This window comes from Larkinella humicola, assembly GCF_008727875.1.
In the GTDB taxonomy this organism is placed as follows: domain Bacteria; phylum Bacteroidota; class Bacteroidia; order Cytophagales; family Spirosomataceae; genus Larkinella; species Larkinella humicola.
The window spans coordinates 488,086-500,876 of the sequence record NZ_VTWS01000003.1 but is presented as its reverse complement, the minus strand read 5'-3'; the positions used below and the strand labels follow the sequence as shown (position 1 = coordinate 500,876).

Below are 12,791 nucleotides of genomic sequence, written 5' to 3'. Positions count from 1 at the left end.
TTTTTTAACTCAAAAACTCCAACGTAATTCATGAAACAGGTTCAGCAACCAGATGCTTTACTGGTTTTGAAAGATGGTTCCGTGTTTAGGGGAACGGCTCTCGGCAAAATCGGGACGGCAGGTGGTGAAATATGCTTCAACACGGGCATGACCGGCTATCAGGAGATTTATACGGATCCCTCGTATTACGGTCAGGTGATCGTTAACACAACATCACACATTGGGAACTACGGGGTCCAGTATCGTGATGAAGAGGAATCCGGAAGTGTTAAGATCCGGGGTATGGTCTGTAATTTCTTTTCGCAGATTCATTCACGGCATACCGCTGATACCTCCTTGCAGGAGTATTTTGAACGGGCTAACATTGTCGGAATCAGTGGAATCGATACCCGTCAGGTGGTGCGGCACATTCGCGACAAAGGCGTCATGAACTGCATTATTTCGTCCGAAATTCTGGACCCGGCCGTTTTGCTCGATCGGCTGCACCAGATACCGGACATGGAAGGCCTGGAGCTTTCGTCGGAAGTGAGTACGCAAAAGATATACGAAGTAGGAGATGCAGGTCGGGCCGACTTTAAAGTGGCGGTGCTGGACCTGGGAATCAAAAAAAGCATTCTGAACAACCTGGCAAACCGGGGCGCGCACTGCCGGGTTTTTCCGGCTAAAACGCCTTTTGAAGAAATCAATGCTTGGAACCCGGACGGTTATTTTATTTCCAACGGCCCCGGCGACCCGGCTGCGATGCCTTACGCCGTTCAAACCGTAACGCAGGCGCTGGAAACCGATAAACCGTTGTTCGGCATTTGCCTCGGACACCAGATTCTGTCGCTGGCCAGTGGCATTACCACCTACAAAATGCACAATGGCCACCGGGGTTTGAACCATCCCGTCAAAAACCTGATTACGGGCCTGTGTGAGGTAACTTCCCAAAATCACGGTTTCGCCGTGCGGGCTGATGAAGTGATGGATAACCGGGATATTGAACTGACGCACATCAACCTGAACGATAAAACGATCGAAGGGATTCGTCGGAAAGACCGCCCGGCTTTTTCGGTGCAATACCACCCCGAAGCTTCGCCGGGACCCCACGACTCCCGGTATTTATTCGATGACTTTGTGAAATTGATCGAGGTCGAAGCACGATAAGAATGAAAAACCGGTCATTGGCCGGTTTTTTTATGACTATTGCCGACGGTGTATTGCTCCTGTTTACGCATAAAACTAACTTGTGTGTAAATTAAGCCATTCATCCTATGTCAGTTACGGCCACCTTGCCTCTGAATCGTGTAGCAGCCCGCATCCTGAGCATCGATACGGTGCGGGGTATCGTGATGGTCATTATGGCCCTGGATCATACGCGGGATTTTATCCACCTCAACGGTTTTTTTTACAACGCCACGGATTTAAATACCACCACGCCCAGCTTATTTCTGACGCGCTGGGTAACGCATTTCTGTGCGCCAACTTTTGTCTTTCTGGCCGGAACGTCGGCTTATCTCATGAGCCTGAAAAAGACAAAGCCGGAACTGAGCGTTTTTCTGCTGACGCGTGGCGTCTGGCTGATGTTCGTGGACATAACCGTCGTTAACCTGATTATATGGTTTGATATCACGTTTTCCGTAACCGCCCTGGAGGTGATTTGGGCAACGGGTGTTGGCATGGTGATTTTGAGCGGGTTGCTATTTTTGCCGCCAAGGCTTGTTCTGACACTTGGCCTGCTCATTTTGTTTGGTCATAATGCAACGGACAGCGTTTCCTTTCAACCCGGAACGGCCCTAGACACCCTCTGGTCGATGCTGCACAGGCCCAATGCGATTCCCTTAGGCTCGGGCCGGATTGCCATTACGATGTATCCGGTGTTGCCGTGGATTGGGATTCTCATTCTGGGCTATTGCCTGGGGGAATTATTCAGCCCGGATGTCGAACCGGCGAAGCGCAGCCGGATGCTCAGATGGATTGGAATGGTTGCGATCACGGTTTTTGTGTTGATTCGCGCCCTGAATCGCTACGGTGATCCTGTACCGTGGGCCGTACAGAAAACGCCCCTGTTTACCCTGTTTTCTTTTATCAACGTCACGAAATACCCGCCCTCGCTGCTTTTCACCCTGATTACGTTGGGACCGGCACTGTTGCTATTAAGTTGGCTGGAGGGCAAACGGGCCAACTGGATGAATTTTTTTATCGTTTACGGGCGTGTTCCGCTCTTCTACTTCCTGGTTCACTTTTTGCTGATCCACGTTCTGTCCGTTTTGCTTCTGATGTCAGATGGTATTCCGTGGTCGTCTATTAACTTTCAGAACAAAACGGCGGGTGCAATGCCCGATCATGGGTTGTCGCTGGGGCTGACCTATGGCGTGTGGATTCTGGTCATACTGGTTATGTATCCGCTTTGCAAAGCCTATGGTCGAATCAAAAACCGGAGCCGTAGCCCAATCTGGAGCTATCTTTAAGCCAGTGCAATGTCGGTTGAAAACCACTGAAGTTTGGCCGTTCGCTTGGGCGAAAACCGGGCCGAATAATTTTGGTATTCAATCGCCTGATAATGTAAATTGACCAGATAACGTTGGTAGGTTTCCTCAGAAGGGATGTCCAGCGATGGATCGATGCCTACATCCCACGTGTTCGATTCAGCGAATAAATGCTCCATGTTGAAAATAAAAGAATGGCATGTACGGGCCATTGGTGGATAGCCCGTACACAAATGCATGATCAGAACAGAGAAAATAGTAGTCTGCAATATTGATGAAATTACCACAAACAAACTCGCAATTTTCGGACAATTACACTCAATTTTCAGACAACACACTCCGAATGTACTCCGAAGGCGACAAGGTGAAGAGGTCTTTGAAGCATTGACCAAAATAGGAAGGGCTCTCAAAACCAACCATATAGGCCGTTTCTGAAACCGGATAACCAGCCTTTAACAAATCTGCGGCTTTGCGAAGGCGGTAATTGCGGATAAACTCACTGACCGTCATGCCCAGCATGGTCGTCAGCTTGCGATTGAGGGTTCGGGAACTCATCGACACTTCCAGGGCAAGATCGTCGACCGAAAGTTTGGCGTCGTCGATGTGCTTTTCGAGGGCCTGGTAGAGCTGACTCAGAAAAGCGTTTTCGTAAGCCGGCAACGCAATGGGTTGGGGTTTGCTGAACTGGAGGTTGTAAAATTTGCGCAACGTCGATTGGTAGTGGAGCAGGTTAGCCACCCGGAGCTGCAATTCCCGTTGATCGAAGGGTTTGGTTAAATAATCGTTGGCACCCACCGACAAACCTTCCAGTTTGCTTTCGGAAGCGGTTTTGGCGGTCAGCAGAACGACGGCAATGTGGCCCGTTTGGGTGGTTTGCTTGATAAGCCGACAGAGTTGAAGCCCGTCCATTTCGGGCATCATGATGTCGCTCAGCACCAGATCGGGCAATTCGGCCTGGCAGAATTGCCATCCTTCCTGCCCATTGGCCGCCGTAATGACCCGGTAGGTATTGGAAAGTCCGGCTGCGATCAGGTGGCGCAGGGCCGGGTTATCTTCTACGACCAGAATGAGCGGGAGTGTTTCATTGACGGAAGCGGTTTTGTCGGGTAATGGAGCAACAAACGGGGGGGGGAGTTCCGGCCACAGCGTCTGAGACGGGAGTGGGTTCAGCGTTGGATGCTCGGCAAAGGGAAGACGAACGGGACACTCGACGGTCACGGTGGTGCCTTTGCCGACTTCACTTTCCACCCTGACCGTGCCATTGAGCAGATCTGTCAATTCTTTTACGAGAGCCAACCCGATGCCGGTTCCGCCAAAAGAGCGCGTTCGGGAGTCGTCGATCTGATAAAAGCGATCAAAAATATGGGGAATCTGGTCTGACGCAATACCGATTCCGGTGTCGGAAACCGACAGCCGCAAGATGAGGTAGCCAGCCGCCTGCATTGGCTCGGCACTTAATTTGACCTCCACCGAGCCTCCGCCGGGCGTATATTTCAAGGCGTTCGAAAGCAGATTGTAGCTGATTTTTCCCCATTTGTCGTCATCGAACAGCAGTTGGTCTGGAAGAGGGCCCGGTTGGTACGTCAACTGAATCCGTTTGGTTTCGGCAGTTATCCGGAATGAATTAACGAGATCGTTCAGGAAATGAACCACATCGCCCTGTGATTCCTGGATGGTCAGACTGCCGGATTCGAGTTTTGACAAATCCAGCAATTGATTGATCAGTTGAAGCAATTGACGCGCATTGCGGTGGATGGTCGTCAGCGTATTTTGGAGAACGGAATTTTCAACGGAAAACCCTTTCCCCGGCGGGGGCAGCAGTTGCTCGATGGGGGAGATAATCAACGTGAGGGGCGTCCGGAATTCGTGGGTAATGTTGGAGAAAAACCGGTTTTTTACTTCCTCAACCTCCTTGCGCCGGTCGGCTTCCTGCCGTTTCACCGCCATTTGCTCGATGAGCTGGTTCGCCGTTTTCAACTCCACCGTCAGCGCTTCGGTCCGCTTAAAAGCCGTAGAGAAACGAATCGCCAGCAACAACGACTGACAAAGGGTGAAAATGACGACGGCGCTGGAAAGCAGGAAATAGGTATGAATGAGACCGGCCTGATACAAAGTGTCGTTGATCGCACAGGCCGTCAGCAGAATCATATCACAAAAAAGGATAAAACCGCCCTCTTTCTTTTGTCGGGTGGCCTGAAAGGCAATCCAGAAAAAATAACCGCATTCAACCGTCGCGAGGGGGCTGATGAGGGTTCCCCAGGCTGCGTAGACCGGGGGCGGTGTGAGCAACACCAGCGCCAGAAAACCCAGGTTCAAGGCGAAAATGCTTTTTCGGGCCAGGGCCGAAATGGCACCCGGAAACAGGCATTGCAGGTAGAGCGTGATGCCGATGATCCCAACCGGAAAGGCACTATAGAGTGCTTTGTTGGCCAGTATCCAGTCTGCTGCGGGAAAAACCAGAAAAAACAGACTCTCCGAATTGAGATTCTCCCGAAACGCAGCCAGTACACACAGTATGCCAAACAGCAAGGGCGCCCGGTCTTTTCGGCGAAGCGCATAGAGCACAAAGTGGTACAGGCCAATGATTAAAAGAGCGCCGACGATGAAGGAAGAAATCAGCAGGCTTCGTTCCCGGCTTTGTGAAATGACCGCCGGGTTGCCCAATTCCAGGCTTTTCCAGATGCCACCGTAGGCAAAATAATAGTTGGAAACGTGTAGCAACAGGAATGCTTCTTTGCCCGGAACCAGAAATGAGACGACTTTGGCGTTGATCTCCGGTTTCATGGTCTGGTCGGTTGCCACCTGGCCAGTCTGGGCCACCAACTGACCATTGACGTAAAGGGTATAGGCGGTTCGGATTGGCGGAAGGCGCAACGACCATACTTTTCCTGAATCGGGAAGGATAATCCGCAACCCGTAGGTGCAGTGGCCCAAATCCTGCGGAAACAAGGTGGAACTGCCGGTATACGAATGCCAGTTTCCGGGTACCGGTATCAGGGTTTGGCTCGTGGCGACGCGGGCTGAATCGACAAATTGGTTCCATTTAAAAAACCAGTCGCCCACGAGAGATACGGGTTCTGAAGCACCATAGGAGTAGGAAGAAAGATCCATGACGCCAGCCTGGGCCGTGTAGACACGGTTTTTCTGAGCCAGACCAACCAGGGTTTGGCTACTCAAATAAAACACCAGCAGCAAGACCCGTGGGTTCCGTAGGGGCGTCATAAAAATCTGCATACCTCATTTCCCGCTGAGACACCACGAACACGTGGGTCGGATGGTCAAATCGTCGGGTAATAATTGCGTAATACCGAATGGCTTAATTCATCGGGCATTCCCTACAAACCGAAAAAATCACTTACTTTGTATGGCAAAAATCGTGCTATAACCAATTGTCAGTAAATGGTAACAGTGTCAGTAAAGAGCCGTCAGGGAATTTTCTGCACACTTGTTCCTTTTCGTTTACAGAACATTAACCAACTTTTTCAGACACAATGAGTATTATTCAGTCCATTCATGCCAGACAGATTCTGGATTCGAGAGGCAATCCGACCGTGGAAGTCGATGTTCGCACCGAAAACGGTTTTTTGGGCCGTGCGGCCGTTCCATCGGGTGCCTCGACCGGTTCACACGAAGCCGTCGAATTGCGCGACGATGATCCGAAGCGGTACGTCGGCAAAGGCGTATTGAGAGCGGTTCAGAACGTCAATGAACTGATCTTCCCGGAACTGGTAGGATCGTCGGTGTTCGATCAGAGCATGATCGACCGGATTATGATTGAACTGGATGGTACGTCGAACAAAGGTCGTCTGGGTGCCAATGCCATTCTGGGTGTTTCGCTGGCCATCGCCAAAGCGGCTGCTCAGGAAGCCGGTTTACCACTGTATCGCTACATTGGCGGGGTCAATGCCAACACGCTGCCCGTACCGATGATGAACATTCTGAACGGTGGTAGCCATGCCGATAACTCCATTGACTTCCAGGAATTTATGGTGATGCCAGTTGGCGCGCCCAGCTTCTCGGAAGCTCTGCGTTGGGGAACGGAAGTGTTCCACTCGTTGAAAAAAGTGCTGAAGGGCAAAGGCATGTCGACCAACGTGGGCGACGAAGGCGGTTTTGCTCCCAACATTCCTTCGAACGAAGAAGCTATCCAGATCATTCTGCAAGCCATCGACAAAGCCGGGTATCGCGCCGGTCAGGATATTTACATTGCGATGGATGCCGCTGCGTCGGAGTTTTACGATGCCGAATCCGGAACGTACCATTTCAAAAAATCGACCGGCGACAAACTCAGCTCGTCCGAAATGGCGAACTACTGGAAAGAGTGGGTTGACAAATATCCGATCATCTCTATCGAAGACGGTATGGCCGAAGACGACTGGAGCGGCTGGAAAGAGCAAACCGAGCTGATCGGAAAGAAAACCCAACTCGTTGGGGATGACTTGTTTGTGACGAACGTTACGCGTCTGCAACAAGGCATCGATCAGGGAATTGCCAACGCCGTTCTGGTGAAAGTAAACCAGATCGGTTCGCTGACGGAAACCATCAATACGGTTAACCTGGCGAAACGCAATTCGTATAAAAACATCATGTCGCACCGTTCCGGCGAAACCGAAGATGCAACGATTGCCGATTTGGCCGTGGCCCTGAATACGGGTCAGATCAAAACCGGCTCGGCGTCCCGTTCCGATCGGATGGCGAAATACAACCAGTTGCTCCGCATTGAAGAGGAACTGGGCGAAATCGCGTATTTCCCGGGCATTAAAATGTAATACTACCCCAACTCACTAAAGGGCGCTAAAAAAGCCAGATGCTGAAAGCCCCTTTAGGGGGTTGGGGCCTTTATTTCAAAATCCCATGCTGACCAAAATCCTCCGAGTCGTCAAAAACTTCTATTTCGCAACGGGTGTGGGATTGTTGATCTGGATGCTGTTTTTTGATGCCAACGACATCATTTCTCAAGTTCGCAACAGCCTGAAACTGGGCGATCTGGAGACGGATCTGGTCTATTACGACGAAAAAATCGAGGAAGTAGAAATTCAGCGCCAGTCCATTCTGGGCAATCCCCGTTTGCAGGAGAAATACGCCCGCGAAAACTACCTCATGAAAAAGCCCAATGAGGATGTTTATGTGCTGGTCAATGAGAAAAATGAACCCATCGAAAAGTAGACCTTTAGTGACCATCGGCCATTGACGATTGACAATGCTCCATTGTCCATTACCCATCATCATGCTTAACGTTCTCTTTGTCTGTCTGGGAAACATTTGCCGGTCGCCGGTGGCGGAAGGCGTATTTCAGCAGTTGATCAAAGAACGGGGCCTGGAAGCGTCGATTCAATGCGACTCAGCCGGCACATCTTCCTACCACATTGGCGACCTGCCCGACCGCCGGACCCGTGAAAATGCGCTCGAACACGGCATTAAACTGACCCACCGCGCCCGCAAGCTGTCGGGTGAGGATTTGTCGCAGTTCGATTACCTCGTGGCCATGGACGAAGCGAATTATGACGCCATTCAGTATTTCAGCCACCGGAGTACCGGACTTTACAGCGAAGAAAACACGGTTCTACTGCGCGAATTTGATCCCCAGCCGGATTCCGGGCCGAATGGGCTGAGTGTCCCCGACCCTTATTACGAAGACGCTGTAGTTTTTGAACAAGTCTATCAGATTGTGTCCCGTTGCTGCGAAAATTTGCTGAATTACCTGGTGGAGCAACACGCACTGCAACCATCTGTAACGGGAGCAAAAAAGAAATAATGCACTTGATAATCTCCCCCGGAGGTACGGATAGTTTTATGAAATAAAGAAAAAATTTCAATAAAATAGGTCTGACAAACCGTATGGCTTTTAGTCTGCTAATTTTCTTTAGATTGAACCCGTTTGTGAATGGCCATCCATAACTACTCAACGATATACCATCTTAAAATTAGCTTCGTAAATGATGAGAATTAAAAAAGCGGTGATTACGGCGGCTGCCCGTGGAGAACGGCTCTATCCGGTTGCGGATACCATTCAGAAAGCCATGCTTCCGGTGATCGATACCGACGGCCTGCACAAACCGGTGATCCAGATTATTGCTGAAGAAGCGTTTGCCAGCGGAATTGAAGAATTGTGCGTGGTTTGTGCGCCCGGCGACGGCGACCGCTATCTTAAAGCTTTTGCTTCCCTGCGGGATAATCTTTTCAATTCATTCAAGGGCGTCGACTGGGCGAAGAAAGAAGCCGAGAAAATCGATCATTTGCTGGATCGCGTTCAGTTTGCCGAGCAACAGGAACCGCTGGGCTATGGCCATGCCGTCTATTGTGCTAAGGATTTTGTGAACAATGAGCCCTTTCTGCTGTTGTTGGGAGATTATCTTTATGTTTCCAATCTCAAATTGAAAAGCTGCGCGGCCCAATTGCTGGAACTGGCTTCGCAGGAAAACTGCTCGGTTTCGGCCGTTAATCCGACCATCGAACACCAGATTGGCCGCTACGGAACGCTTACGGGCAAGCAGGCTGCTAACCGTTCAGGAGTCTATCAGATTGAGAAAATCATTGAAAAACCACCCCTGAGTGTGGCCGAACTCGAACTCCAGACTCCGGGTTTACGGGCTGGCTATTACCTGTGCTTCTTCGGAATGCACGTCTTTACCCCCGCTATTTTCTCCATTTTACAGAAATACATCGACCAGAACAGCACCAACATTCTGTTGACGCCTGCCCTTCAGGAACTGGCCGAAACCGAAAACTATCTGGCGCTGGAAGTAAAAGGGAATCGCTACGATTTAAGCCGGAAACACGGGCTGTTACGCGCGCAGATTGCGTTGGGATTAGCGGGCGATGCCCACAGCGAAATCCTGTCGACAATGGTGGAATTACTGGCTGAAGCAAACAGCAGAACTGTCTGATATATGAACGTTTTTATAGAGACGATTACATCGACAGATCCCGCCAAACGCAACCGTTCTTTTTACGAAATAAGTCGCCGGTTGTCGGGGAAAGAGTTGCTGGGCCTGTTGCGGGAGCTCGATGAATTTCGGAAATCGACACCGAGTTTATACGATAAAGTAAGAGCCATTCTGTTCCTGTATGCGGGCTTCCGGTTTTTCCTGATGGAAACGCCCGAAACGCCAACAACCGGGAAAGTGCCGTACGCCGGTTTTGAGGATTTGCTGGCCCGCCGGTTCGAGCAGGCTATTGCTACCTTTTTGCACGAACTGGATAAGCAGGGACCCAATGCGGCTTTGTTCAGCGCGCTGGCCGAAAGCTACCACCATCTATCGTTCCAGATTCTGGCGGGGCAGGTTCGGAAAAGCGTACGTTCCAGCAAAGGAAACCAGTGGATGTTTCGGGTCGGCCACCGCGAAGAACACCCGATCCGGATTCATCCGACTTTGCTGAAACGCCCGGAGAATTCGCTCTTTTATCCCATTCTGCACGAACAGACGTCCGTACGGATGGACTTGACCCACAGCGGTTGGTCGGATATTTTCTTCCTCGGAATGGATTATCCGGAAGGTGCCCGCGTGGTCAATATATCAATTGATCTAGGCGTTTTTGGCCGTGATGCCGACATTCGCCCCCCGCTGAACTGCTACGTTCGCGTGATACCGGACCCGGTTCTACGCCTGACGAGCATCGACTTAAACACCACGAAAGACATTGCCGATCTCGCCGATTTGTTCAATTTCGGAAATGATTACCTGAGTCTGGTAAAAGCCGGGGTCATTGCCTCGGGTCTCATTCCGCCTTCGTTCGAAAACACGAATCAGTCGCTACCGGATATTCTATCCCGGATGGTGGCGCCGGGTATGGGCATCGAGCTGGTGACCAAAGTAAACGACATTCCGAAAGGCTCCCGGTTTGCGGTTTCGACCAACCTGTTAGGTTCGATCATCAGTCTGCTCATGCGGGCGACGGGTCAGACGAAGAAGCTGGAAGGCGGTTTGGAAGAAAGCGAACGACGGCTGGTGGCGTCGCGGGCCATTCTGGGCGAATGGATTGGCGGTTCGGGCGGAGGCTGGCAGGATTCCGGCGGGGTCTGGCCCGGTATCAAAGCCATTCAGGGTACGTTTGCGCAGGAAGGAGATCCCGAATCCGGCATCAGTCGCGGAACCTTATTACCGCGTCACCGGGTCTTGCAGGGTGACGAAATTCACCCGGAAATGGGTGAGAAGATCATGAAATCGCTGGTGTTGATGCACGGCGGGATGGCTTCCAACGTCGGCCCGATTCTGGAAATGGTGACTGAAAAATACCTGCTCCGGGGCGACAACGAGTGGACCGCCCGGCAGCAAACCAACCAGGTTTTCGATAATATTCTGGCGGCCATCAAAGAAGGCGACATCCGGAAGTTGGGGGCCAATACCGCCAAAAACTGGGAAGGCCCGATCAAAACCATCATTCCGTGGGCTTCCACGTATTTCACCGAGCAAATCATTTCCAAAGCGAAAACCGCCTTTGGCGACGACTACTACGGTTTTTTGATGCTGGGCGGGATGTCCGGGGGCGGCATGGGCATGTTTGTCAATCCGGTAGGGTACGAAGACTACAAAATGAAGGTGCTGGACATTCTGCGGAAAACGAAAGCGGAATTGTCGGCTTCGCTGCCGTTTGCGATGGAACCGGTAGTCTATAACTGGAGCATTAATTACAAAGGAACCTGGGCGACTTTGCAGGCCGGAACCGAAGCCCTGATGCCGGAGCAATATTACGGTATTCACGTGTCGGAACTGGTTCGGAAAGACCCCGCTTCGATTTCGTACATCCGGCGGGCGGAAATCGATCTGTTTACGACCTATTGTGAGAAAAATAACCTCGCCTATCCGCTTCTGCGAACCATAATTAGCAATTTGTTCAAAGTTTCCGATCCAACGTCGCAAAGCAACCGGAGTGTCGAAAACGAAAAAGCGGAACGCATCAAGAAAGAAAACGGTTTCGATTACATTCAACACGAGGAGATTCGGGAAGATTTACAAAAAGGCCGCATTGGTCTGTCCCGCAATCGGTTAGCGGCTGAGACGACCATTGAAGATGTACAACCGGGTGACATCGTTCAATTCGATGAACTGACGGCATCCGTCAAAACCGGGGAAGCGGCTATTCGCGCCGGAAAAGTGGCGGTTTTGAGTCTGGCAGCCGGTGTGGGCAGTCGGTGGACGAAAGGCGCCGGGGTGATCAAAGCCCTGAATCCGTTTGTGGAAATTGAAGGCCGGCACCGGAGCTTTCTGGAAATCCATCTGGCGAAAACCCGGAAAGTGGCGGAGACGTACGGCGGTCTGATTCCGCATCTGGTCGCCACCAGCTACCTGACCCACGAACCGATTCGGAAGATATTGGCGGAAACCGGCAATTTTGGCTATTCCGGCACTACCTATCTGTCGCCGGGCCGTTCGATTGGGCAGCGGTTTGTGCCAATGGAACGCGATCTGCGGTTTATGTGGGAAGAAATGCCGCAGGAAACGCTCGACGAAAACAAGCAGAAAGTGCGCGATGCGGTTCGACAGACGATGATTGGCTGGGCCAAATCGAAAGGCGAAGGCTCGGATTACGTCGATAACATTGCGGCCCAGCGGTTTTCGCCCCTGGGTCACTGGTATGAAGTGTCCAATTTGCTCCGCAATGGGGTTTTGGCGCAACTGCTGGCCGAGCATCCGCAGGTGGAAACGATCGTTTTGCACAACATCGATACACTGGGGATGAACGTGGACCCGGCGGTTGTGGGTCATCACCTGGAGTCGGGGAATATGCTAACGTTCGAGGTGGTTCCCCGCCGGATCGAGGATCGGGGGGGAGGGCTCGCACGCGTGAACGGAAACCTGCGGCTGCTGGAAGGACTGGCGCAGCCCCGCGAGGAGGACGAATTGAATCTGAGTTACTACAACTCAATGACGACCTGGATTCAGATCGATCCGTTGCTGGCGCTGTTCGGCCTGACGCGGCAGGATTTGCAGGACGGCGACGAAGCCAAACTCGCCAAAGCTGTTCGGAGCGTCGCTCACCGCATTCCGACGTATGTTACCACCAAAGATGTTAAATACCGCTGGGGACACGGCCAGGAGGATATTTATCCGGTGGCGCAGATCGAAAAATTGTGGAGTGATATGTCTGCATTAACTGACGTTCAGTGCGGTTACGTTGCCGTTCCGCGGATGCGCGGGCAACAAATGAAAGATCCGGCCCAACTGGATGCCTGGGTCACCGACGGCAGCAAAGACTATATTGCCGGTTTAGGGACATTTGAATGATTTGAATGGCTGAAGAATGGTTGAAAATTGGCAAGACTGCTCAAATGAACCATTTTTTAGCCATTCAGCCATTTCAACCATCAAAACCATTTTTAAC

9 protein-coding genes are annotated in these 12,791 nt (G+C 51.5%); 7 read left to right on the top strand and 2 right to left on the bottom strand.

Annotated elements, in window-relative coordinates; translation table 11 throughout:
* Positions 1-30: 30 nt before the first annotated feature.
* Both carA and F0P93_RS14110 read left to right on the top strand, forming a co-directional pair.
* Positions 31-1,146 (top strand): glutamine-hydrolyzing carbamoyl-phosphate synthase small subunit, encoded by a 1,116-nt coding sequence (gene carA / locus F0P93_RS14115; protein ID WP_150877041.1) that lies wholly within the window; start codon positions 31-33, stop codon positions 1,144-1,146.
* Positions 1,147-1,253: 107 nt separating this feature from the next.
* Entirely contained in the window at positions 1,254-2,450 is a 1,197-nt protein-coding gene (locus F0P93_RS14110; protein WP_150877040.1) for an acetyltransferase domain-containing protein, read from the top strand.
* Here F0P93_RS14110 and F0P93_RS14105 read toward each other — a convergent pair.
* Both F0P93_RS14105 and F0P93_RS14100 read right to left on the bottom strand, forming a co-directional pair.
* On the bottom strand, positions 2,447-2,647 hold the full coding sequence (locus F0P93_RS14105; RefSeq protein ID WP_150877039.1) for a hypothetical protein: 201 nt from the start codon (positions 2,645-2,647) through the stop codon (positions 2,447-2,449). The genes F0P93_RS14110 and F0P93_RS14105 overlap by 4 nt on opposite strands.
* Positions 2,648-2,786: 139 nt before the next feature.
* On the bottom strand, positions 2,787-5,690 hold the full coding sequence (locus F0P93_RS14100; RefSeq protein WP_191908817.1) for an ATP-binding protein: 2,904 nt from the start codon (positions 5,688-5,690) through the stop codon (positions 2,787-2,789).
* 269 nt (positions 5,691-5,959) lie between these two features.
* Between F0P93_RS14100 and eno the strand changes: the two genes are divergently transcribed.
* The 5 genes from eno (at position 5,960) to F0P93_RS14075 (ending at position 12,694) form a co-directional block, all read left to right on the top strand.
* On the top strand, positions 5,960-7,237 hold the full coding sequence (eno, locus tag F0P93_RS14095; protein WP_150877037.1) for a phosphopyruvate hydratase: 1,278 nt from the start codon (positions 5,960-5,962) through the stop codon (positions 7,235-7,237).
* Positions 7,238-7,322: 85 nt separating this feature from the next.
* Positions 7,323-7,634, top strand: a complete 312-nt coding sequence (locus tag F0P93_RS14090; protein WP_150877036.1) for an FtsB family cell division protein — start codon at positions 7,323-7,325, stop codon at positions 7,632-7,634.
* Positions 7,635-7,695: 61 nt separating this feature from the next.
* A complete protein-coding gene (locus F0P93_RS14085; RefSeq protein WP_150877035.1) occupies positions 7,696-8,223 on the top strand; it encodes a low molecular weight protein-tyrosine-phosphatase in 528 nt (175 codons plus the stop codon).
* 181 nt (positions 8,224-8,404) lie between these two features.
* Positions 8,405-9,355, top strand: coding sequence for a UTP--glucose-1-phosphate uridylyltransferase (locus tag F0P93_RS14080; protein WP_225309488.1), 951 nt, complete (start codon positions 8,405-8,407; stop codon positions 9,353-9,355).
* 3 nt (positions 9,356-9,358) lie between these two features.
* A complete protein-coding gene (locus tag F0P93_RS14075) occupies positions 9,359-12,694 on the top strand; it encodes a UTP--glucose-1-phosphate uridylyltransferase (protein WP_150877034.1) in 3,336 nt (1,111 codons plus the stop codon).
* Positions 12,695-12,791: the final 97 nt, after the last annotated feature.

Excerpts from the sequence above, each read along its gene's own strand:
- F0P93_RS14090 (WP_150877036.1), top strand. The coding sequence starts at position 7,323 with ATGCTGACCAAAATCCTCCGAGTCGTCAAAAACTTCTATTTCGCAACG.
- F0P93_RS14075 (WP_150877034.1), top strand. The coding sequence starts at position 9,359 with ATGAACGTTTTTATAGAGACGATTACATCGACAGATCCCGCCAAACGC.
- eno (WP_150877037.1), top strand. The coding sequence starts at position 5,960 with ATGAGTATTATTCAGTCCATTCATGCCAGACAGATTCTGGATTCGAGA.
- F0P93_RS14085 (WP_150877035.1), top strand. The coding sequence starts at position 7,696 with ATGCTTAACGTTCTCTTTGTCTGTCTGGGAAACATTTGCCGGTCGCCG.
- F0P93_RS14110 (WP_150877040.1), top strand. The coding sequence starts at position 1,254 with ATGTCAGTTACGGCCACCTTGCCTCTGAATCGTGTAGCAGCCCGCATC.
- F0P93_RS14080 (WP_225309488.1), top strand. The coding sequence starts at position 8,405 with ATGATGAGAATTAAAAAAGCGGTGATTACGGCGGCTGCCCGTGGAGAA.
- F0P93_RS14105 (WP_150877039.1), bottom strand. The coding sequence starts at position 2,647 with ATGGAGCATTTATTCGCTGAATCGAACACGTGGGATGTAGGCATCGAT.
- F0P93_RS14100 (WP_191908817.1), bottom strand. The coding sequence starts at position 5,690 with ATGACGCCCCTACGGAACCCACGGGTCTTGCTGCTGGTGTTTTATTTG.
- carA (WP_150877041.1), top strand. The coding sequence starts at position 31 with ATGAAACAGGTTCAGCAACCAGATGCTTTACTGGTTTTGAAAGATGGT.